At 59.3% G+C, this 22,960-nt stretch carries 18 protein-coding genes; 16 read left to right on the top strand and 2 right to left on the bottom strand.

Annotated elements, in window-relative coordinates; translation table 11 throughout:
- Positions 1–17 precede the first annotated feature (17 nt).
- The 3 genes from ACUXAC_RS11045 to lpxK are packed head-to-tail and all read left to right on the top strand — an operon-like array spanning position 18 to position 5,052.
- On the top strand, positions 18–2,288 hold the full coding sequence (locus ACUXAC_RS11045) for a ComEC family protein (RefSeq protein WP_454266712.1): 2,271 nt from the start codon (positions 18–20) through the stop codon (positions 2,286–2,288).
- A gap of 35 nt (positions 2,289–2,323) precedes the next feature.
- A complete protein-coding gene (gene msbA / locus ACUXAC_RS11040; RefSeq protein WP_047727931.1) occupies positions 2,324–4,072 on the top strand; it encodes a lipid A ABC transporter ATP-binding protein/permease MsbA in 1,749 nt (582 codons plus the stop codon).
- Positions 4,072–5,052, top strand: a complete 981-nt coding sequence (gene lpxK, locus ACUXAC_RS11035; RefSeq protein WP_454266656.1) for a tetraacyldisaccharide 4'-kinase — start codon at positions 4,072–4,074, stop codon at positions 5,050–5,052. Before msbA ends, lpxK begins: the two co-directional genes overlap by 1 nt.
- A gap of 2 nt (positions 5,053–5,054) precedes the next feature.
- Here lpxK and hglS read toward each other — a convergent pair whose 3' ends face one another.
- Positions 5,055–6,461: a 2-oxoadipate dioxygenase/decarboxylase HglS gene (gene hglS, locus ACUXAC_RS11030; RefSeq protein WP_100396502.1), complete on the bottom strand. Its 1,407-nt coding sequence runs from the start codon at positions 6,459–6,461 to the stop codon at positions 5,055–5,057.
- A gap of 525 nt (positions 6,462–6,986) precedes the next feature.
- Between hglS and cspE the strand changes: the two genes are divergently transcribed.
- The 6 genes from cspE (at position 6,987) to ACUXAC_RS11000 (ending at position 11,250) form a co-directional block, all read left to right on the top strand.
- Positions 6,987–7,196 carry a transcription antiterminator/RNA stability regulator CspE gene (gene cspE / locus ACUXAC_RS11025; protein ID WP_019454537.1) on the top strand — a complete coding sequence of 70 codons (210 nt, stop codon included), beginning with the start codon at positions 6,987–6,989 and terminating at the stop codon, positions 7,194–7,196.
- A 222-nt stretch (positions 7,197–7,418) separates the two neighbouring features.
- A complete protein-coding gene (locus tag ACUXAC_RS11020; RefSeq protein ID WP_004928241.1) occupies positions 7,419–7,640 on the top strand; it encodes a cold-shock protein in 222 nt (73 codons plus the stop codon).
- Positions 7,641–7,753: 113 nt separating this feature from the next.
- Positions 7,754–8,980: a winged helix-turn-helix domain-containing protein gene (locus ACUXAC_RS11015; RefSeq protein ID WP_454266655.1), complete on the top strand. Its 1,227-nt coding sequence runs from the start codon at positions 7,754–7,756 to the stop codon at positions 8,978–8,980.
- Between the two features lie 295 nt (positions 8,981–9,275).
- Positions 9,276–9,458, top strand: coding sequence for a Trm112 family protein (locus ACUXAC_RS11010; RefSeq protein ID WP_004928237.1), 183 nt, complete (start codon positions 9,276–9,278; stop codon positions 9,456–9,458).
- Positions 9,455–10,204, top strand: coding sequence for a 3-deoxy-manno-octulosonate cytidylyltransferase (kdsB, locus tag ACUXAC_RS11005; RefSeq protein ID WP_004928235.1), 750 nt, complete (start codon positions 9,455–9,457; stop codon positions 10,202–10,204). The genes ACUXAC_RS11010 and kdsB overlap by 4 nt, the downstream gene beginning before the upstream one ends.
- Positions 10,205–10,353: 149 nt before the next feature.
- The gene (locus ACUXAC_RS11000; RefSeq protein ID WP_060421759.1) at positions 10,354–11,250 is read left to right on the top strand and encodes a YcbJ family phosphotransferase; all 897 of its coding nucleotides are present in this window, start codon (positions 10,354–10,356) and stop codon (positions 11,248–11,250) included.
- A 7-nt stretch (positions 11,251–11,257) separates the two neighbouring features.
- On the opposite strand, the gene elyC is transcribed toward ACUXAC_RS11000, so the two are convergent.
- Positions 11,258–12,031, bottom strand: a complete 774-nt coding sequence (gene elyC / locus ACUXAC_RS10995) for an envelope biogenesis factor ElyC (protein ID WP_100396504.1) — start codon at positions 12,029–12,031, stop codon at positions 11,258–11,260.
- 152 nt (positions 12,032–12,183) lie between these two features.
- Between elyC and cmoM the strand changes: the two genes are divergently transcribed.
- From cmoM to ACUXAC_RS10960, 7 genes are all read left to right on the top strand, one after another.
- Positions 12,184–12,969, top strand: a complete 786-nt coding sequence (gene cmoM, locus ACUXAC_RS10990; protein ID WP_015377334.1) for a tRNA uridine 5-oxyacetic acid(34) methyltransferase CmoM — start codon at positions 12,184–12,186, stop codon at positions 12,967–12,969.
- Positions 12,966–14,288 (top strand): chromosome partition protein MukF, encoded by a 1,323-nt coding sequence (gene mukF / locus ACUXAC_RS10985; protein WP_004928228.1) that lies wholly within the window; start codon positions 12,966–12,968, stop codon positions 14,286–14,288. The genes cmoM and mukF overlap by 4 nt, the downstream gene beginning before the upstream one ends.
- Entirely contained in the window at positions 14,269–14,997 is a 729-nt protein-coding gene (gene mukE, locus ACUXAC_RS10980; RefSeq protein WP_033637863.1) for a chromosome partition protein MukE, read from the top strand. The genes mukF and mukE overlap by 20 nt, the downstream gene beginning before the upstream one ends.
- Complete coding sequence (mukB, locus tag ACUXAC_RS10975; RefSeq protein WP_060440277.1) at positions 14,994–19,442, top strand: chromosome partition protein MukB; 4,449 nt, start codon at positions 14,994–14,996, stop codon at positions 19,440–19,442. The genes mukE and mukB overlap by 4 nt, the downstream gene beginning before the upstream one ends.
- A 220-nt stretch (positions 19,443–19,662) precedes the next feature.
- Positions 19,663–21,471, top strand: coding sequence for a L,D-transpeptidase (gene ldtD, locus ACUXAC_RS10970; protein ID WP_071605332.1), 1,809 nt, complete (start codon positions 19,663–19,665; stop codon positions 21,469–21,471).
- Between the two features lie 180 nt (positions 21,472–21,651).
- Positions 21,652–22,200: a YcbK family protein gene (locus tag ACUXAC_RS10965; RefSeq protein ID WP_025302289.1), complete on the top strand. Its 549-nt coding sequence runs from the start codon at positions 21,652–21,654 to the stop codon at positions 22,198–22,200.
- Positions 22,201–22,264: 64 nt separating this feature from the next.
- Positions 22,265–22,912, top strand: a complete 648-nt coding sequence (locus ACUXAC_RS10960) for an MBL fold metallo-hydrolase (protein ID WP_049195843.1) — start codon at positions 22,265–22,267, stop codon at positions 22,910–22,912.
- Positions 22,913–22,960 lie beyond the last annotated feature (48 nt).

Here is a 22,960-nt window from a genome sequence, read left to right as displayed (position 1 = left end):
GGAGAAGAGCGATCAAAATTTCGCTGGATCTGGCGATATTCGCCGTTATCTGCGGCATCCTGCCGCTGCTGGTTTTACCGCGGTTGCCAGAGCCATGGCTGCTGTGGCCGATGCTGTTTGTCGCCGGTTTACTGCTGCGCACCCGTTGGCCGATCTGTCGTTATTTGGCCTGTCTGGGTTTGGGATTCATATGGGCGGTTTTCAACGCCGGAAGCCTGCTTGGGCAAATGGAGCACCTAAGCCGCATGCCGGATGTAACGGCGGTGGCGCAGGTGAGTAGTGTCGCACTGGAGCCTGCCGCCAGTAAGCAGACGCTGATGCGCATCGAGCGAGTCGACGGCCATTGGTTGGTGCCTGCGCTGACGTTTACCACGACGTGGGCCCCAGAACGGCAGCGTCTGTGCGCCGGGCAGCGCTGGCAGTTGAAACTGCGTTTGCGGCCGGTGCACGGCAAGCTCAATGAAGGCGGCTTTGACAGCCAGCGTTGGGCAATCGCGCAGCGCCAACCTTTGACCGCGCAGGTCAGGCAGGCTCGTTTGCTGGATGGCGATTGCGGCCTGCGCCAGCGCATAATCTGCCATGCGGAAACCAACATCGGTGAATTGCGTTACAAGTCAGTGTTGCTGGCGCTGGCGTTTGGGGAACGCACCGCACTGGAACAGGCTTTGCGCACGCTGATGCTGAAAACCGGCATTGCGCACCTGATGGCTATTTCGGGGCTGCATGTGGCGATGGTCGCCATTTTGTTTTGGGCGGTGCTGCGTGCGCTGCAGTTTTTTCTTCCCGCCCATCTGATTGGTTATCGCTTTCCGCTGGTCGCGGGCTGGGTGGCGACGCTGATCTATGTCTGGTTGGTGGGCGCCCAGCCACCGGCGGCACGCACCGCGCTGGCGATGACGCTGTGGATGTTGCTGCGCTTGCGCGGCGTTCATTGTTCTTCCTGGCAAGTGTGGCTGTGGTGCGTCGGGCTGATTTTGTTGTGCGATCCGCTGGCGGTATTGTCAGACAGTTTTTGGCTGTCGGTGCTGGCGGTAGGGTGTTTGATTTTTTGGTTCGAATGGGCGCCGCTCGGCGAGCGATTTCGTTCCGCCTGGTATTGGGCGCCGGTACGCTGGCTGCATATTCAGCTGGGCATGACGCTGCTGCTGGTGCCGATGCAGGTCGCGCTGTTTTTAGGCCTGACGCTGACTTCGTTGCCGGCCAATCTCTGGGCGGTGCCCATCGTCTCATTGGTGACGGTGCCGTTGATTTTGCTGGCGGTGATCGGCGGCGTCTTCCCCTCGCTAAGTTACGGGCTTTGGTGGTTGGCCGATTTCACGTTGAGCGGGGTGTTTGTGCCGTTGCATTACCTGCAGCGCGGTTGGGTGGATTTGGGGGCTGCCTCGCTGCTGGCCAGCATAGCGGGATGGCTTATCGTTATCTGTTGGCGCTTTCATTGGTGGTGGCGCTATGCGCCGGGCCTGGCGACGATCGCGATATGCTGCGTGCTGTGGCGAGGAAAAGAGCCGGGATACCGCTGGCGCGTCGATATGCTCGATGTCGGGCACGGCCTGGCGATGGTGATAGAGCAAAACGGCAAAGGAATATTGTATGACACCGGCGATCGTTGGCCTGCAGGCAGCGCCGCCGAGCGGCATGTTTTGCCGATGCTGAACTGGCGGGGTATTGAACTGGAACAGATCATCATCAGCCATGCTCATCTCGATCATATCGGCGGGCTGTCGACGGTACAGAGTGCGTTTCCACAGGCGACGGTGCGCAGCCCGATACGCGGGGAGGGGCACTTGCCCTGCGTCGCCGGAGAGCGTTGGCGATGGCAGTCGTTGCAATTCGAGGTGCTGTGGCCGCCGAAAACGCTCAAAAGGCCGGTCAATGACGACTCCTGTGTGATTCGCATCGACGACGGGAAATACAGCCTGCTGCTTACCGGCGACGCGGAAAAGAAGGCGGAGGCACAGCTGATTCGATTGCGCCGCGACCGTTTGGCGGCCACGGTATTGCAGGTGGGGCACCATGGCAGCAGAACGTCTTCGACGCCGCCGTTTCTGCGCGCGGTCAATCCTGAGGTGGCGCTGGCGTCAGCATCTCGTTACAACAAATGGCGATTGCCGGCGCGTAAAGTGGTCGCCAGATACCGGGCAAATGGCATTACATGGCGTGATACGACGCGCTCCGGCCAGTTATCGGTACTTTTTTTCGACAACGATTGGCAAATTAAAGGCTTTCGCGAACAATTAATGCCCCGTTGGTACCATCAGCGGTTTGGCGTAGAGGGTGATAATGAGTAAAATAGGCCGCTATTTCTTCCGATGCTGGTATTTGCATGATGAATGATAAAGATCTCTCGACCTGGCAGACGTTCCGTCGACTCTGGCCGATGATCACTCCTTTTAAGACCGGGCTGATTGTGGCCGCCATTGCGTTGATTATGAACGCAGCGGGGGACACGCTGATGCTGTCTCTGCTTAAACCGCTATTGGACGATGGGTTTGGAAAAACCGACAGCAGCGTGCTGGTGTGGATGCCGCTGGCGGTGATTGCGCTGATGCTGATGCGTGGCGTGACCAGCTTTGTTTCAAGCTACTGCATTTCCTGGGTTTCCGGCATGGTGGTGATGCAGATGCGCCGCCGCCTGTTTGGCCACATGATGAGAATGCCGGTGGCCTTCTTCGATCAGCAGTCTACCGGGACGCTGTTGTCGCGCATTACCTATGACTCCGAGCAGGTGGCTTCCTCCTCTTCCAGCGCCCTGGTGACCGTGGTGCGTGAAGGGGCCTCGATCATTGGCCTGTTCATCATGATGTTCTACTACAGCTGGCAGCTGTCGGTGATCCTGATCGTGCTGGCGCCGATCGTCTCCATCGCCATTCGCTTGGTGTCCAAGCGTTTCCGCAACATCAGTAAGAACATGCAGAACACCATGGGACAGGTGACCACCAGCGCCGAGCAGATGCTGAAAGGCCATAAAGAAGTGCTGATCTTCGGTGGCCAGCAGGTGGAAACCGAGCGCTTTAACTCGGTCAGCAACCGCATGCGTCAACAGGGCATGAAACTGGTCTCCGCGTCTTCGATTTCCGATCCGATCATTCAGCTGATCGCTTCGCTGGCGCTGGCGTTCGTGCTGTTTGCCGCCAGCTTCCCTAGCGTGATGTCAACCCTGACCGCTGGTACCATTACCGTGGTGTTCTCGTCGATGATCGCGCTGATGCGCCCGCTGAAGTCGCTGACCAACGTCAATGCCCAGTTCCAACGCGGGATGGCGGCATGCCAGACGCTGTTCTCCATTTTGGATATGGAACAGGAAAAAGACACTGGCACCCGCGAAGTGAAGCGTGCGAAAGGCGATATCGAATTCCGCAACGTCACCTTCTACTACCCGTCCAAGGAAACACCGGCGCTGCGTGATATCAACCTGAAAATCGCCGAAGGCAAGACCGTCGCATTGGTGGGCCGTTCCGGTTCGGGCAAATCCACCATCGCCAACCTGTTGACGCGTTTCTACGATATCCAGGAAGGCGAAATCCTGATGGACGGCCACGATCTGCGTGAATATACCCTGGCCTCACTGCGTAATCAGGTGGCGCTGGTCTCGCAAAACGTGCACCTGTTCAACGACACCATCGCCAACAACATCGCCTATGCGCGCGAGAGCGAATACAGCCGCGAGCAGATTGAGAAAGCGGCCGAAATGGCGTACGCGATGGACTTCATCAACAAGATGGAGAACGGCCTGGATACGGTGATCGGTGAGAACGGTGTAATGCTGTCCGGCGGCCAACGTCAGCGTATCGCCATCGCGCGTGCGTTACTGCGCGACTGCCCGATCCTGATCCTGGATGAGGCGACTTCTGCGCTGGATACCGAGTCCGAACGTGCCATCCAGGCTGCGCTGGACGAGTTGCAGAAAGACCGTACTTCGCTGGTGATCGCGCACCGTCTGTCGACGATTGAGAAGGCGGACGAGATCCTGGTGGTGGAGGACGGCCGCATCGTCGAACGCGGCGAGCACGCCGAATTGCTTGAACGGCAGGGCGCCTATGCGCAGCTGCACCGCATGCAGTTTGGTCAATAATGATTGAGCGCATCTGGTCCGGCGGTTCGCTGCTTTATCTGGCGCTGCTGCCGCTCTCCTGGCTGTATGGCCTGCTCAGTTGGCTGATTCGCCTCAGCTATCGCTGTGGCCTGCGCAAAAGCTGGCGCGCGCCGGTGCCGGTGGTGGTGGTGGGCAACCTCACCGCTGGCGGCAACGGCAAAACGCCGATGGTGATCTGGCTGGTGGAACACCTGCAGCAGCGGGGCTATCGCGTTGGCGTGGTTTCGCGCGGCTACGGCGGCAAGTCGGCGGTCTATCCCCTGGTGCTCAATCAGAATACCTCGACCCGCGAGGCGGGGGATGAGCCGGTGCTGATTTATCAGCGCACCGGCGCGCCCGTGGCGATCGCGCCCAAGCGAGCCGAGGCGGTACAGGCCTTGCTGCAACAACAGCCGCTGGATGCGATCATCACCGACGACGGCTTGCAGCACTATGCCTTACAGCGTGACTTCGAGCTGGTGGTCATCGACGGCGTGCGCCGTTTCGGCAATGGCTGGTGGTTACCGGCCGGGCCGATGCGCGAGCGTGCCGCGCGGCTTGGCAGCGTCGATGCGCGCGTCGCCAATGGCGGCGTGGCGCAGGCGGGGGAGATTGCCATGCGCCTGCAGGCGCGTGACGCGGTGAACCTGCTGAGCGGTGAACGTCGCCCGGCGGCCGAGCTGCCGCGCGTGGTGGCGATGGCGGGCATCGGTCATCCGCCGCGTTTCTTCGCGACGTTGGAAAAGCTGAACGTCGAGGTGGTGCAGGAAGTGGCGTTTGCCGATCATCAGGAATATCAGCAGCCGCAGCTGACGGCGCTGGTTGCAGCCGATCAAACGCTGCTGATGACGGAGAAGGACGCGGTGAAGTGCCGCACCTTTGCCCAGCCTAATTGGTGGTATTTACCGGTTGACGCGGTGCTACCGTCCGCTCAGGCTGAGCAACTGCTGCAGGATATCGAATCTCTGCTGACCAAGTAACCTCAGGATGCCAGCGTGACAAGCCCCAGGGCTTGCGCGCAGGCCTCCAGCGAACGCTGCTGGGTTTGCTGATACAGCGCCAGCTCGTCGATCACCTCACTGCCCAACGCTTGTTCAAACGTAGCCCGGCTGGAAGCGGCATTGTACTGCGCGTGGCGGCTGTCCCCCAGATTTGACTGGAAAATCCCCGCTGCGCTGACCGGCAGAAAATCTTCATACACCAGCGGCTGGAAGCGAACGTGTTCTTTCTCGATCAGTTGCTCCAGGGTACTGTGCTTATCCAGCGACTCTTTGGCCGCCAGGCCGCATTCGGTCGGGAAATAGCGGAACCACGCCAGCTGTTGCTCGCGCAGCGTGGCGTAATCATCCGGAAACGCCCGGAAGTTTTCCTCCAGCAGTTGATAGTAGCGCTCGGCGTTCTTCTCGCTTGGCGGTGCCTGCAGTGCATCGTTGGTCGCCTGCAGCAGGCGGTCGTAGAGGGCGCGCCCTTTAGGCGTCAGTGCCACGCCGCGCTGTTCGATCTCGCCGAAGCGCGCGGTATGGTGGCCGGCGATGGCGTGGCCGTCGTGCTCAACGAAATCGACGCTTTCTTCCAACGCCTTGAAGCTGGTCTGGCGCAGCAGGATTGCACGGCGGCGGCGCGGCGGGCCCTCGATGACCGCTTTGGGCGTAATGCCGCGGCCGGGCATCGCCTGTTGAACGCGATCGATATCCAGCGTGCGCGGCGTCAGGTGGTTGATATGCGGCCCTTTAAACGCTACGACGTCGGCGATCAGGCGATGCTGATCGTGCAACTGCCGGTATTCTTCGGCGCTGACCGTCGCCTGATTGTGCCAGCGGAAGGTTTCCAGCGCTTGTTCGACAAATTCCTGCGCCTGCGCTGCATTCAATCCGCCTTGCGCTTCCTGCAGCGCGATCAGTTCCAACGCGCGATCGGTAAAGATGCGGCGGCGCGCCAGCAAGCGCTCGGCCAGTTCACGCAGCGCGGGATCTTCTATCAGTTCCAGGCGCAGCAGGGAGGTGAACACGCGGAAAGGACTGATCTGCAGCGCGTCTTCATGTACGGCGCGAAAAGCGGTAGAGTGCACCGGAACGCCCGCTACCGACAGGTCATAGTAACCGACCGGCGCCATGCCCATCACCCGGAACAGGCGGCGCAGGGTGGCCAGCTCATCCGCGGTGCCGACCCGGATCGCGCCGTGGCGCTCCATGGCGAGGCGCTCTATCTCGCCGGTGATTTGCAACTGATGAGCCAGTGCGGCGTCTTCGCGCAGAACCTGTCGATTGGTTTCCGCCACCAACTCCAGCAGATCGCCGTACAGCGGTACCTCCTTTTGGTACATGTCCGACATCGCGTGGGAGAATCTGGCGCGGATTTCATTAGGTGAAACGAACTGCTGGGCGGTCATGCGCATAGCTCCTTGATTCAGCATAATCTGAAAAATCGTGTTTTTAGCGGCAAAAGTGCTGGCGAAAAAGCCGTCTGCCTTGTTTTCCCCTCAAGTTTAGCCATCTGATTTGGGATTTGTTATAGAGGCGCCAAGCATATTAGAGTTTTATGCGTTAGCTCTCATTTGCAGCGCACAGACGGACAAATGATGCGCCGGCCTGGGGGAAGAGGCGGTGGATGGGCTGCGAAGAACGGTAAATTAATTCATGTGTATTCAGGGGGATAAAAATAAATTCGGCGTAATGGCGAATTTAATGCAATAAACCTCTTGTGCATTCACCAGATTTATGAGTAAATGCAAGTCGGCCTGTAATCCAGACCTATTTATGTTCGAGTTTAGAGTTAAGTAGTTCCTCCAAAAACGTTATCATCCGATTCCGCTTCAAAGACGAACCTTCTAAGTACCTCCCATAAGTAATGTTTCTGAAATGGCCCCAATTGCCTCTTATGGCAGGTTTTGTAAATATATTTAAAGGTAAATGTAATGTCTAAGAAGACTGGTCAGGTTAAGTGGTTCAACGAAAGCAAAGGTTTTGGTTTCATTGAGCAGAACGACGGCGGCAAAGATGTATTCGTACACTTCTCCGCAATCATGACCGACGGTTTCAAGACCCTGGCTGAAGGCCAGCGCGTCGAGTACACCATCCAGGACAGCCCGCGCGGGCCGGCTGCCGCCAACGTAGTTGCTCTGTAAGAATACAGGGAACGCGTATAAGAGATCTTAATACAACCATGGTGACGCTTTAGCGCCGAGTCATGCGGAAGATATTAAGTTCAACAAGCCCGCCTTAGTGCGGGTTTTTTATTTTTTTGCTCACGAGAGGTTTGTTACGAAAAACTTTAGGATGGGCTGGTAGCGTCCAGACAATATAAAAAAAGACGTTGTCAAGGATGCTCAAGTAAAAGGATATAAGTTATGTTTAAAAATACTGTGTTAAAAATGGGCCGCGTGAAATGGTTTAATCAGGCCGAAGGCTATGGTTTTATTTCGCCGGTAGATGGCAGCGACGAAATCTATGTCAATCGCAACGCTATCGCCAACACCAAAAATAAGTCGTTGAACGAAGGTCAGAACGTTGAGTTCTCGATCTATCGCAGCTCGCATGGGCTGTCCGCGGCAGACGTTATCGCGTTCTGATCGCACCCTCCTTCCTCGCCAGTGCCGGTGTCGCCACCCGCAAGCACTGGCGAAGATAAATCCCTCGATATCCACTATTATCAGGCCACTGCCTACTTGCCACGGATATCAGGATGACCACCCCGATAATTTCCCTTACCGCCGCTCGCGCGCTGCACCTTGCCGCCCAGGGGCTGCTTTCTCCGCTTAAACGCCAGGCTAAGCCCGATGACGTCGTGAGCGCGATCCAGCGCATGGGGCTGTTACAAATCGATACCATTAGCGTCGTCGCCCGCAGCCCGTATCTGGTGCTGTTCAGCCGTTTGGGCGCCTATCAGTCGGAATGGCTGGAGCAGGCGCTTGCCGGCCGCAAGCTGTTCGAATATTGGGCGCACGAAGCCTGTTTCCTGCCGATTGAGGATTTTGGTTTGCTGCGGCACCGCATGCTGGCGCCTCATGATATGGGCTGGAAATATTCCGCCGACTGGGTGCAGCAGCACCAGGCGGCGATGGACAGCCTGCTGCGGCACATCGAACAACAGGGGCCGGTGCGCTCCGCCGATTTCAGCGCCGAGAAAAAGGGCAACAGCGGATGGTGGGACTGGAAACCGGAGAAACGACACCTGGAGATCCTGTTTACCGCCGGCAAGCTGATGGTAGCCGAACGCCGCAACTTCCACCGGGTTTACGATCTGACCGAAAGGTTGCTGCCGGCCTGGGACGATGCGCGTCATACGCTGCCTGCGGAGCGGGCGCGCAGGCAGATGCTGCGCCGCACCTGCCGCTATCTGGGTATCTTTCGCGCTGAATGGTTGGCAGATTACTATCGGCTGAAACGCGTGGCGCCAAAAGCCTTGCTGGCAGAGCTGCAGGAGCAGGGGGAGATTACGCCCGTACAGGTAGAGGGGCTGGAAGGGCCGTTCTATGTGCATGAATCTCTGGCGGAACTGCTGCCGCTGGCGGAACAGAGCAAACTCAAATCGACGGTCACCAGCCTGTTGTCCCCCTTTGATCCGGTAGTTTGGGATCGGCGGCGGGCGCTGGAGTTGTTCAACTTTGACTATCGGCTGGAGTGTTATACGCCGAAAGAAAAACGTCGCTATGGGTACTTCACCCTGCCGGTGCTGCACCGCGGTGAGCTGGTGGGGCGCATTGACGCCAAGGCGCACCGTCGCCAGGGGGTATTCGAGATCATCAGTTTCCATGCGGAGCCGCAGGTGCGCTTCGGCAAACAGCGGGCGCAGGAAATCCGGCAGGCCATCGCGCGTACGGCCAAATGGCACGGTGCGCAACGCGTCGCGCTGGGCGACATTCCGGCGGCGTTGGCCGCTGAATGGGGGGCCGGCTGGGAAGTGGAATAACGAACGACGCCGTCGGTGGGTAAAACGAAGTTCAGCGCCGCTCGTTACAAAGGGGCTCAGTGGCTGAAGTTAGCGAACAGAGCGATGATTTTATGCAGACGTTTGATCACGTATCACGGCCTTTTTGTGATTTGTATCACAAAATTCTACGCTGGGATGCGCCCCAGTTCAAGCTGTTGCCCCCGCGCGATGAGGAAATATCGGTGGGTTGGCGCCACCGGTGATTAACCTGAGGCCGGGCGTTATGCTATCCTCACAGCCTTTCCCAGATGACCTATCCCCTTACGGAGGATGCATGGACCACCGTTTACTCGAAATCGTTGCCTGCCCGGTATGCAACGGCAAACTCTATTTCAATAAAGAAAACCAGGAACTGGTGTGCAAAGCGGACGGGTTGGCTTACCCGCTGCGCGACGGCATTCCGGTGCTGTTGGAAAATGAAGCGCGTGCGCTGTCGCTGGATGAGAAACACGCATGAGTTTTATCGCTATTATTCCCGCCCGCTACGCCTCGACCCGTTTGCCGGGTAAACCGCTGGCCGATATTCACGGCAAGCCGATGGTGGTACACGTCATGGAGCGCGCCCGCGAGTCCGGCGCCAGCCGCGTCATCGTGGCGACCGATCACCCTGAAGTCGCCAAAGCGGTGGAAGCCGCCGGTGGCGAAGTGTGCATGACCAGCCCGGATCACCATTCCGGCACCGAGCGGCTGGCGGAAGTGATCGCGCACTACGGCTTTGCCGACGACCAGATCATCGTTAACGTGCAGGGCGATGAACCGCTGATCCCACCGGTGATCGTGCGTCAGGTCGCAGAGAACCTGGCGGGCAGCCAGGCCGGTATGGCGACGTTGGCGGTGCCGATCGAGAGCGCCGAAGAGGCTTTCAACCCCAATGCGGTGAAGGTCGTGATGGACGCGCAGGGCTACGCGCTCTATTTTTCACGCGCCACCATTCCGTGGGATCGTGAGCGTTTCGCCGCGTCGAAAGAGAGCATCGGCGACAGCCTGCTGCGTCATATCGGCATCTACGCGTACCGCGCCGGCTTCGTGCGTCGCTACGTCAGCTGGGCGCCGAGCCAGCTGGAACAGATCGAGCTGTTGGAACAGCTGCGCGTGCTGTGGTACGGTGAAAAAATCCACGTGGCGGTCGCGAAAGCGATCCCGAGCGTGGGGGTCGATACGCCGGAAGATCTCCAGCGCGTGCGCGACAGCATCCAACCCTGAGCCTGAGTTCGTCGGCGCGCCGCGCAACGCGCCGACGATGCAACACCCCCCATGATTGTTCCCCGTTTTGTTGATCTGCGTTGAAGAATTTTTCTGCTCACCGTTCGATGATGTTACGTACCCCCTTATTAGCCTGAGGTGAATGCCTTATGGAGCAGTTACGCGCCGAACTGAGCATTGTGCTGGGTGAGTCCATCAGCCGGCTGGAGCGGGTGAGCGAGCAGCCTTATGCGCATATGTATTCGCTGTACGATCGGCAGGGCAACGCGATCCCGCTGATGGCGAAAAGCTTTATCTGTCAAGGCATCGCCCAGCAGGAGGCTTACAAGCTGTCGATGCTGGCGCGCGACGGGGATATTCGGCTGCCCACGGTGTACGGCGTGGTATGTACTCAACAGACGCCGTATAAGGAAATCCTGCTGATCGAGCGCCTGCGCGGCGTGTCGGCTGAAGCGCCGACGCGCTCGCCGGATCGCTGGAACATGCTGATGGAACAGATCGTTGACGGGATATTGGCCTGGCATCGCATCGACAGCCACGGCAGCGTCGGCAGCGTTGACAGCACGCAGGAGAACGACTGGTTTTGCTGGTATCAACAGCGGGTCGAAGTGCTGTGGGCGACGGTAGTCAATCTCACCACCCCGCAGCTGACCATGGCGGATCGGCGTTTGCTGTACCGCACGCGCGAAGCGCTGACCCATTTCTTCGTCGGCTTCGACGATCCCTGTGTTCTGGTGCACGGTAACCTGTCGCTGCGCAGCATGCTGAAGGATCCCAAAAGCGATCAGCTGCTGGCGATGCTCAATCCCGGCGTGGTGCTGTGGGCGCCGCGCGAATACGATCTTTTTCGCCTGTGCGAGGCGGGCATGCCCAGCCAACTGCTGTTCCGCTATCTGCAGCGCGCGCCGGTCGCCGACGCTTTCCTGGCGCGGCGCTGGCTGTATGTGGTGTGGGAAGCGGTAGGGCGCTTGGTTCATACCGGCAAGCTGGAGCGGCGGCCGTTCGACTATGCGTCGCAACAGCTGCTGCCCTGGCTGGCCGGTTGAACGGGCCTTACTCGGCGCCGGCGCGATCCGCGCCTTTCAGCCACTGCCACAGGCTGCCCAGCGTTTCATACCAGGCACGTTCGGTATGGCCGAGGAACATCGAGGACGGTGTGGCGCGATCCCAGATATTCAGCGGCGAGTCGATCGCCAACTGGTTGGCCGGCGCCGGGATCGGGTGCAGGCCTTTCGCCTCGAAGAAGCGCATGGCGCGCGGCAGATGGTTGGCGGAGGTCACCAGAATGAACGGTTGCTCGCCGACCAACTTGGCGACCTGAGCGGCTTCTTCCTCGGTATCGCGCGGTTCCCTCAGGATCACCATATCGCTGCGCGGCACGCCCAGGCTTTCGGCCACCAGCGCCGCCGTGGCGGCGTTGCTTTGCATGCTGCCGGCGGATGCGCCGGTAAACACCATTCTGGCGCCGGGATGCGCAAGGTAAAGCCGCACGCCTTCCGTCACGCGCGGCAGGCTGTTGCCGAGCAAATTCGAGCTGGGTGCCCAATCGGGATTGTAGGTATAGCCCCCGCCCAACACCACGATGTAACTGACCGGATCGTTGCCGCGATAAGTCTGGTATTGGGCTTCGATCGGCCTCAGCAGCCGGTCGGCCACCGGCTGCAGGCTGAAAAGCAGTAAAAACAGCCAGCTCAGCGTAAAAATCGTCTTACCGCTTTTTTGCCAGCGGGTGAACCACAGCAGCAGCAGCGCCAGCCCCATCAGCAGCATCAACAGCGGCAGCGGCATCAGCATGGAGCCAAAGAACTTTTTCAGGTTGAACAGCATCGAAAATCAGATCCTTTTGGGTGAAAAAGCGGCATCCAGGCATAAACAGGCCGCAAGAAGATACATTCTAAGCCAGTCTGTGCCAAAATAGCAGGTTTGAATGGGCGTGCGCTTTGCCGCCGACAAGAATGAGATCAGCGGAGCCGTTGTCCATGCAGGATCGCAATTTTGACGATATTGCTGAAAAATTTGCGCGTAATATTTACGGCACCACGAAAGGAAAAATCCGCCAGGCGGTGGTTTGGCAGGATCTGACCGGGTTGCTGGCGCAGTTGCCGCAGCGGCCGCTGCGCATCCTCGACGCCGGGGGCGGTGAAGGCCATATGGCCTGCCAGCTGGCAGAATTAGGACATCAGGTGTTGTTGTGCGATCTTTCTGGTGAGATGATCCAGCGCGCCGCGCAGCTGGCGGAACAGAAAGGTGTGAGCCAGAACATGCAATTCGTACAAAGTTCTGCGCAGGATATCGCTCAACATTTGGAACAGCCGGTTGATCTGATATTGTTTCATGCAGTGCTTGAATGGATCGCCGAGCCCGAAGCGGCGCTGCAGGCGTTGTATGACTGCCTGACGCCGGGCGGCGCGCTGTCGCTGATGTTCTTCAACGCCAACGGCCTCTTGATGCGCAACGTGGTGTTGGGTAATTTCCAACTGGTGGATCCCGAGGTCAGGCGGCGCCGCAAGCGTTCGCTGTCGCCGCAATATCCGCACGATCCGCTATTGGTCTACGGTTGGCTGGAACAGCTGGGCATGCGTATCGGCGGTAAAACCGGCGTGCGGGTGTTCCACGACTATCTGCAGAGCAGACAGCTGCAAACACAAAAATTTGAAGAGTTACTGGCGCTTGAACAGCACTATTGCCGGCAGGAGCCGTACGTGAGTTTGGGGCGCTATATTCACGTCATGGCGCATAAACCAAACCTGAAGGACGAACTATGAGTGAATTTTCCCAGACAGTACCCGAACTGGTCGCCTGGGCACGGAAAAATGATTTCTCTATTTCGCTCCCTACGGAGCGTCTCGCATTTCTGCTCGCCATCGCCACCCTGAACGGCGAACGGCTGGACGGCGAGATGAGCGAAGGTGAGCTGGTTGATGCATTTCGCCATGTCAGCAAGGGTTTTGAACAGACGCATGAAACGGTGGCGATGCGCGCCAACAATGCGATCAACGACATGGTGCGCCAGCGCCTGTTGAACCGCTTTACCAGCGAACTGGCGGACGGCAATGCGATTTACCGCCTCACGCCGCTGGGTATCGGCATTACCGATTACTATATTCGCCAACGCGAATTCTCTACGCTGCGTCTGTCGATGCAGCTGTCGATCGTGGCGCAGGAACTCAAGCGCGCCGCCGACGCCGCCGACGAGGGCGGCGACGATTTCCATTGGCACCGCAACGTGTTCGCGCCGTTGAAATATTCGGTGGCGGAAATCTTCGACAGCATAGACATGACCCAACGCGTGATGGACGAGCAGCAGCAGAGCGTGAAAAACGACATCGCGGCGCTGCTGAGTAAAGACTGGCGGGCGGCGATCTCCAGCTGCGAGATGCTGCTGTCGGAAACCTCGGGCACCCTGCGCGAGCTGCAAGATACGTTGGATGCGGCGGGCGATAAGCTGCAGGCCAACCTGCTGCGCATCCAGGACGCGACCCTCGGCAACGTGGAGCTGGGCTTCGTCGACAAGCTGGTGTTCGATCTGCAGAGCAAGCTGGATCGCATCATCAGCTGGGGCCAGCAGGCGATCGACCTGTGGATCGGCTACGATCGCCACGTACATAAATTTATCCGTACCGCTATCGATATGGATAAAAACCGCGTGTTCGCCCAACGCCTGCGCCAGTCGGTGCAAACCTATTTCGACCACCCGTGGGCGCTGACCCATGCCAATGCCGATCGTCTGCTGGACATGCGCGACGAAGAACTGGCACTGCGCAGTGAGGAAGTGACCGGGGAACTGCCGCCGGATCTGGAGTTCGAAGAGTTCAGCGAAATTCGCGAACAGCTGGCGGCGATGATCGAAGAGGCGCTGAAGGTGTATCAGGAACAGCAGATGCCGCTCAACCTTGCAGCGGTGATGCGCGATTATCTGGCGCAATATCCGCGTGCGCGTCATTTCGACGTGGCACGCTTAGTGGTCGACCAGGCAGTGCGCCTCGGTGTGGCTGAAGCAGATTTCTCAGGGTTGCCGGCGGAATGGCAGGCAATCAATGATTACGGAGCCAAGGTCCAGGCCCATGTCATCGACAAATATTGAACAAGTAATGCCAGTCAAGCTGGCCAAGGCACTGTCCAACTCGCTGTTCCCGGCGCTGGACAGCCAACTGCGCGCGGGTCGTCACATCGGTATCGATGAGCTGGACAACCACGCCTTTTTAATGGATTTCCAGGATGAGCTGGAAGAATTTTACACCCGTTACAGCGTCGAGCTGATTCGGGCGCCGGAAGGTTTCTTCTATTTGCGCCCGCGCTCCACCACGCTGATCCCGCGTTCGGTGCTGTCCGAGCTGGATATGATGGTCGGTAAAATCTTGTGCTACCTGTATCTCAGCCCCGAGCGCCTGGCGCATGAGGGTATTTTCAGCCATCAGGAGCTGTACGACGAGCTGCTGAGCCTGGCCGATGAGAACAAGCTGCTGAAGTTCGTCAACCAGCGCTCCACCGGCTCGGATCTCGATCGGCAGAAGCTGCACGAAAAGGTGCGCACCTCGCTGAACCGCCTGCGCCGCCTCGGCATGGTCTACTTCATGGGCAATGACAGCAGCAAGTTCCGCATTACCGAGGCGGTGTTCCGCTTCGGCGCCGACGTGCGCAGCGGCGACGATCCGCGTGAAGCGCAGCTGCGCATGATTCGCGACGGCGAGGCGATGCCGGTTGAAACCAGCCTGTCGCTGAACGATGAGAATGAGGCTGAGGATCAGCAGGTTGATAACGCTCCTGACGGTGCAGAGGATGAACAGGAATGATTGAACGCGGTAAATTTCGCTCGCTGACGCTGGTTAACTGGAACGGCTTCTTCGCCCGCACCTTTGATCTGGATGAGCTGGTGACCACGCTGTCCGGCGGTAACGGGGCAGGGAAATCCACCACCATGGCGGCCTTCGTCACCGCACTGATCCCCGATCTGACGCTGCTGCACTTCCGTAACACCACCGAAGCGGGCGCCACCAGCGGCTCGCGCGATAAAGGCCTGCACGGCAAGCTGCGTGCCGGCGTGTGTTACTCGACTCTCGACGTCGTCAACTCGCGCCACCAGCGCGTGGTGGTGGGCGTGCGCCTGCAGCAGGTGGCGGGGCGCGATCGCAAGGTCGACATCAAACCGTTCACCATCCAGGGCCTGCCGACCGCGGTGCAGCCGACCGAGTTGCTGACCCAGACGGTGGGTGAGCGCCAGGCGCGCGTGCTGTCGCTGCAGGAGCTGAAGGATCGCGTGGAAGAGATGGAGGGGGTGCAGTTCAAGCAGTTCAACTCCATCACCGATTACCACTCGCTGATGTTCGATCTGGGCGTGATCCCGAAACGTCTGCGTTCGTCCGCCGATCGCAGCAAGTTCTACCGTCTGATTGAAGCGTCGCTGTACGGCGGTATTTCCAGCGCCATCACCCGCTCGCTGCGCGATTACCTGCTGCCGGAAAACAGCGGCGTGCGCAAGGCGTTCCAGGACATGGAAGCGGCGCTGCGCGAAAACCGCATGACGCTGGAGGCGATTCGCGTCACCCAGTCGGACCGCGATCTGTTCAAACATCTGATTTCCGAGGCCACTTCCTATGTGGCGGCGGACTATATGCGCCACGCCAACGAACGCCGCATCCATCTGGACGGCGCGCTGGCGCTGCGCAGCGATCTGTTGGGCAGCCGCAAGCAGCTGGCCGCCGAACAGTATCGCCATGTGGAAATGGCGCGTGAGCTGAGCGAACAGAGCGGTGCCGAATCCGACCTGGAAACCGATTACCAGGCCGCCAGCGATCACCTGAATCTGGTGCAGACGGCGATGCGTCAGCAGGAGAAGATCGAACGCTATGAAGCCGATCTGGAAGAGCTGACCTACCGTCTGGAAGAGCAGAACGAAGTGGTGGCCGAGGCGAGCGAGCAGCAGGCCGAAAACGAAGCGCGCGCCGAAGCGGCCGAGCTGGAAGTGGATGAGCTGAAGAGCCAGCTGGCCGACTACCAGCAGGCGCTCGACGTGCAGCAGACCCGCGCCATTCAGTACCAGCAGGCGCTGCAGGCGTTGGAACGCGCACGCGCCCTGTGCCAACTGCCGGATCTGACCGCCGATAACGCCGAACAGTGGCTAGACACCTTCCAGGCCCGCGAACAGGAAGCGACCGAAGCGTTGCTGATGCTGGAACAGAAGCTGAGCGTGGCCGACGCCGCGCACGGCCAGTTCGAACAGGCCTATCAGCTGGTGGGGAAAATCGCCGGCCAGGTCAGCCGCAGCGAAGCCTGGCAGTGCGCGCGCGAATTGCTGCGCGACTGGCCTTCGCAGCAGCACCTCGCCGAGCGCGTTCAGCCGCTGCGCCTGCGCCTGAGCGAACTGGAACAGCGCCTGCGCTCGCAGCAGGACGCCGAGCGTCTGCTGCAAGAGTTTTGCAAACGCCATGGCCAAGAGTACCAGCCTGACGATCTCGATATGCTGCAGCAGGAGCTGGAAGAGCGCCTGGAAGCGCTGTCGCAGAACGTCAGCGAAGCCGGCGAACGCCGCATGGAGATGCGCCAGGAGCTGGAGCAGATCCAGCAGCGCATCCGTGAGCTGACGGCGCGCGCGCCGGTGTGGCTGGCGGCTCAGGACGCCCTGGGCCAGCTCAGCGATCAGAGCGGAGAGCCGCTGGAAAACAGCCAGCAGGTGACCGAATACATGCAGCAGCTGCTGGAGCGCGAGCGTGAAACCACCGTCGAGCGCGACGAAGTGGCGGCCCGCAAACGTGAAGTGGAAGCGCAGATCGAACGTCTCAGCCAGCCGGGCGGCGCGGAAGATCAGCGCCTGGTCACGCTGGCCGAACGTTTCGGCGGCGTGCTGCTGTCGGAAATTTACGATGACGTCACCATCGACGACGCGCCTTACTTCTCGGCGCTGTACGGCCCTTCGCGCCACGCTATCGTGGTGCCGGATCTGTCGCTGGTGCGTGAGATGCTTGAAGGGCTGGAAGATTGCCCGGAAGATCTTTACCTGATCGAAGGGGATCCGCAGTCGTTCGATGACAGCGTGTTCGCCGTTGAAGAGCAGGACAAAGCGGTGGTGGTGAAAATCGCCGATCGCCAGTGGCGTTACTCCCGTTATCCGGAAGTGCCGTTGTTCGGCCGCGCGGCGCGCGAGAACCGTCTGGAAGTGCTGCATGCCGAGCGTGAAACGCTGGCGGAGCGCTACGCCACGCTGTCGTTCGACGTGCAGAAAACCCAGCGCTCGCACCAGGCTTTCAGCCGCTTTATTGGTACCCATCTGGCGGTGGCGTTCGACGCCGACCCGGAAGCGGAGATCCGCGGCCTGAACGCCCGTCGTGGCGAGATCGAACGTGCGCTGAACAATCACGAAGCGCAGAACCAGCAGCAGCGTCAGCAGTACGAACAGGCCAAAGAGGGCATTTCCGCACTCAACCGCCTGATGCCGCTGGTGTCGTTGCTGAACGATGAAACGCTGCAGGACCGCGTCGACGAGATCCGCGAAGAGCTGGAAGAAGCGCAGGACGCCGCGCGTCATATCCAACAGCACGGCGTGTCGCTGACCAAGCTGGAACCGCTGCTGTCGGTGCTGCAGAGCGATCCGCAGCAGCATGAACAGCTGCAGCAGGATTACGCGCAGGCGCAAAGCGTGCAGCGTCAGGCTAAACAGCAGGCGTTCGCGCTCACTGAAGTGGTGCAGCGTCGTGCGCACTTCAGCTACACCGATTCTGCCGGCATGCAGAATGCCAACAACGATCTGAACGATAAGCTGCGCCAGCGTCTGGAGCAGGCGGAAGCCGAACGCGCCCGCGCCCGTGAGCAACTGCGTCAGTATCAAACCCAGTTCACCCAGTACAGCCAGGTGCTGGCCTCGCTGAAAAGCTCGTACGACGCCAAGCGCGACATGCTGAAAGAGCTGAGCCAAGAGCTGGTGGACATCGGCGTGCAGGCCGACGCCAATGCCGAAGCGCGCGCCCGTGCGCGTCGCGACGAACTGCATGCGGCGCTGAGCAACAACCGCGCTCGCCGCAACCAGCTGGAGAAGCAGCTGACCTTCTGCGAAGCCGAAATGGACGGCCTGCAGAAGAAACTGCGCAAGCTGGAACGCGATTATCATCAGCTGCGTGAGCAGGTGGTGACCGCCAAGGCGGGCTGGTGCGCGGTGATGCGCCTGGTGAAAGACAACGGCGTGGAACGCCGCCTGCACCGCCGCGAGCTGGCGTATATGGATGGCGACGAGCTGCGCTCGATGTCGGATAAGGCGCTCGGTGCGCTGCGTCTGGCCGTGGCGGATAACGAACACCTGCGCGATGTGCTGCGCCTGTCGGAAGATCCGAAGCGGCCGGAGCGTAAGATTCAGTTCTATATCGCGGTGTACCAGCACCTGCGCGAGCGCATCCGTCAGGACATCATCCGCACCGACGATCCGGTCGAGGCCATCGAACAGATGGAAATTGAGCTGGGCCGTCTGACCGAAGAGCTGACCGCGCGCGAGCAGAAGCTGGCGATCAGTTCGAAAAGCGTGGCCAACATCATTCGCAAAACCATTCAGCGCGAACAGAACCGCATTCGCATGCTGAACCAGGGTCTGCAGGCCGTTTCCTTCGGCCAGGTGAAGAGCGTGCGCCTGAACGTCAATGTGCGCGAAGCGCATGCCACCCTGCTGGATGTGCTCTCCGAGCAGCAGGAACAGCATCAGGATCTGTTCAACAGCAACCGTCTGACCTTCTCCGAAGCGTTGGCCAAGCTGTATCAGCGCCTGAATCCGCAGATCGACATGGGGCAGCGCACGCCACAGACCATCGGCGAGGAGTTGCTGGACTACCGCAACTACCTGGAGATGGAAGTGGAGGTATACCGTGGCTCCGACGGCTGGCTGCGTGCGGAAAGCGGCGCGTTGTCTACCGGTGAAGCCATCGGTACCGGGATGTCAATCCTGGTGATGGTGGTGCAGAGCTGGGAAGAAGAATCCCGCCGCCTGCGCGGTAAAGACATCTCGCCGTGTCGCCTGCTGTTCCTCGATGAAGCGGCGCGTCTGGATGCCAAGTCGATCGCTACGCTGTTCGAACTGTGCGACCGTCTGGAGATGCAGCTGATCATCGCGGCGCCGGAAAACATCAGTCCGGAGAAGGGCACCACCTATAAACTGGTGCGTAAAGTGTTCCAGAACCACGAGCATGTGCACGTGGTGGGGCTGCGCGGTTTCGCCGGCGAGCCGCCGGCGCTGGGTACTGCGCCGGTTGAAACGCCGTAACGCAGAAAAACGCCCTAAAAATCCGAAAATAGCCGCCGCAGGGTGGCTATTTTTTTGTGCGCGTGGATGATAGTCCTGCTTTTTTATCCGTTGAAAAGCGGTTAGTTTAATCACATAAACAGTTATTCGACGCCCGCAGGGCGAAACGGCCTTTCTGTTTGTATACTGAAACTATATGCAGTTTTTGACGTTTTTTTTGTGAGCATACAGGGGGCAAGGGATGTTGCTTAAAAAGGGAAACTCTCTACGACGTTTGGCGCTGAGTGGCGCTATCGCCTGTAGTCTTGTGTCGTCGTTTTCCGCATCGGCTACCGTTACGGCGTTGCCGGTGGCATCAGCAGGCATGTCCGTTGCGCAGAGCCGTTCTGAGCTGCTGGCCGCGTTGCCGCGCGGCATGGATTTGCACTACCTTTCCACGCTGGCACCGCTGTATGCGGCGAATCACATGCAGCCGATGTGGCAGGATCGCGAAGCCGTTCAGCAGTTTCAGCAGCAGCTGGCCGAACTGGCGATGTCCGGCGTGCAGCCGCAGTTTACCCAATGGGTGAAGATGTTGACCGATCCGGCGCTCAGTGAAGCGGGCCGCGATGCGGTGCTGTCCGATGCGATGCTGGGCTATTTGCAGTTCGTCTCTGCCATCGGTGCCAACGGCAACAACTGGCTGTACAGCAATATTCCCTACAAGCTTGGCTTGCCGCCCACCGCGGTGATCAACCAATGGCAGCTGGCGGTGCGCCAGGCGCGTACCCTGAGCTATGTGAATTCGCTCGCGCCGCAGCATCCGCAATACGCCAAGATGCATCAGGCGCTGCGCGACATGCTGGCGGACAATCGTCCGTGGCCACAGGTGGGCAGCGGCCCGAGCCTGCGCCCAGGCCAAATGAGCAACGATATCCCGGCGCTGCGTGAGATCCTGACGCGTACCGGCATGCTGGCCGCCTCGGCGCCGGAAGCGGAGCCGGAACCGGCGGTGGTTTCGGCGAAGAGCAATGAGCCCGACGACGGCGGGCTGACGGTAGACGAAGAGAAAAGCCGCGTGACGGTCAGCCCATCGGCGGCGCCGGTAACGGAGTTGACTGCGGAGCAGACGCCGCCGCAGATTGGCAGCGTGGTGAGCGACAATCTTTATACCAATGAGCTGGTGGAGGGCGTCAAGCGCTTCCAGAAATGGCAGGGGTTGACGGCGGACGGCGTGATCGGCGTGCGCACCCGCGAGTGGCTCAACGTGTCACCGAAAACCCGCGCCGCGCTGCTGGCGCTGAATATACAACGCCTGCGAATTTTACCGGGGCATGTCGGCACCGGCATTATGGTGAATATTCCCAACTACTCGCTGACCTACTACCAGAACGGCAATGAAGTGCTGTCTTCCCGCGTTATCGTCGGGCGGCCGAGCCGTAAGACGCCGCTGATGAGCAGCGCGTTGAACAACGTGGTGGTCAACCCGCCGTGGAACGTGCCGACCACGCTGGTGCGCGAGGACATTGTGCCGAAGGCGATGCGCGACGGTAATTACTTCCAGAAACACGGCTATACGGTGCTGTCGGGTTGGAGCAACGATGCGGAAGTGATCAACCCGGCGATGATCGACTGGAGCATGGTTTCTGCGCGCAATTTCCCGTATCGCGTCCGTCAGGCGCCGGGTGCCACCAACTCGCTGGGGCGCTTCAAGTTCAATATGCCGAGCTCGGACGCCATCTACCTGCACGATACCCCGAACCACAGCCTGTTCCAGAAAGATATCCGTGCGCTCAGCTCCGGCTGCGTGCGGGTGAACAAGGCTTCCGATTTGGCGAATATGCTGCTGCAGGACGCAGGCTGGAACAACAGCCGCGTGTCTTCCACGCTGAAAGAGGGGAATACCACTTATGTGAATATTCGCCAGCGTATTCCCGTAAAACTGTATTATCTGACCGCCTGGGTTTCGGATGACGGCCAACCGCAATTCCGTACAGATATTTACAATTATGATAATACGGTGCGATCGGGCGCACAAATTTTGGCTCAGGCCAAAAAATTAATGCAGTAAATGCAGTAATTATAAATAAATAACGGTCAGAATGTTTGGCTATACCGCAGGCCCTCGTCGCCGGGGGCCTGTAAACCTAGGCGTATCGCGGGTTGACTCAGCATACGCAGGCGGTTATGGTTCGGACAGTGCGCTGCTTTGTGCATTTATTTTGACATTCTTGCCGGGTTTAACAGAGTCATGGACAAAATTGATCATCACCGCCGTAAATGGCTGGCGCTAGGTGGCGCCGCTATGGGCATAGCGCTGCTTCCAGGGCAGGCGTTTGCCAGTCTTTCCACCGCTCGACCGCGTATTTTAGTGCTGAATAACCTGAATACCGGTGAATCTATTAAAGCCGAGTTCTTTGACGGCAAAGGTTACAATAAAGAAGAGTTGGTGCGGCTAAATCATCTGTTCCGCGATTATCGCGCCAACAAGGTTAAATCGATCGATCCCCGCTTGTTTGATCACCTCTATCGCCTGCAGGGGCTGCTGGGCACCAGCAAGCCGGTGCAGCTGATCTCCGGATACCGTTCCGTAGATACCAACAACGAACTGCGTGCGCATAGCCGCGGCGTGGCCAAGCACAGCTACCACACCAAAGGCCAGGCGATGGATTTCCATATCGAAGGCATCCAATTGAGTAATATCCGTAAAGCGGCGTTAAAAATGCGCGCCGGTGGTGTAGGATATTACCCACGTAGCAACTTTGTACACATCGATACCGGCCCGGTTCGGACCTGGTAATCGCTGTGCCATCAGTGAATAACGCCGCCCCTTGCGGATGCGGCGTTATTGTCGTTGGAGCCTTATGAAATACCATCTTATTCCCGTTACCGCCTTTAGCCAGAATTGCAGCCTGATTTGGTGCGAAAACACGCAGCAGGCGGCGTTGGTCGATCCCGGCGGTGAAGCCGAGAAAATCAAAGCGGAAGTCGCGCGGCAGGGGGTGACGATCACTCAGATTTTGCTGACGCACGGCCATTTGGATCACGTCGGTGCGGCGGCGGAGCTGGCGGACCATTATCAGGTGCCGATCTACGGCCCGGATAAAGAAGACGCGTTTTGGCTGGACGGTTTGCCGGCGCAGAGCCGGATGTTTGGACTGGAAGAGTGCGCGCCGCTGACGCCGACCCGCTGGCTGTTGGAAGGCGATGAGATGCAGGTGGGCGAGATGACGCTCAAGGTGCTGCACTGTCCTGGGCATACGCCGGGCCACATCGTCTTTATCAATGAGCAGGCGCGTTTGGCGCTGGTGGGCGACGTGCTGTTTAACGGCGGCGTGGGGCGCAGCGACTTCCCGCGCGGAGACCATCAGGCGCTGATTGCCTCTATTCGTACCAAACTGCTGCCGTTGGGCGACGACATGCGCTTTATTCCCGGCCATGGCCCGATGTCGACCTTCGGCCACGAGCGCCAGACCAACCCGTTCCTGCGCGAAGAGCCGGCGGTGTGGTAACGATTATTTCCCGGCAGGAAAAATCAAGGGGCGCATAGAGCGCCCCTT

Source organism: Serratia sp. 121840015-1, assembly GCF_053627655.1.
The sequence above is the reverse complement of the archived record's forward strand: the minus strand, read 5'-3'. Positions and strand labels throughout refer to the sequence as shown.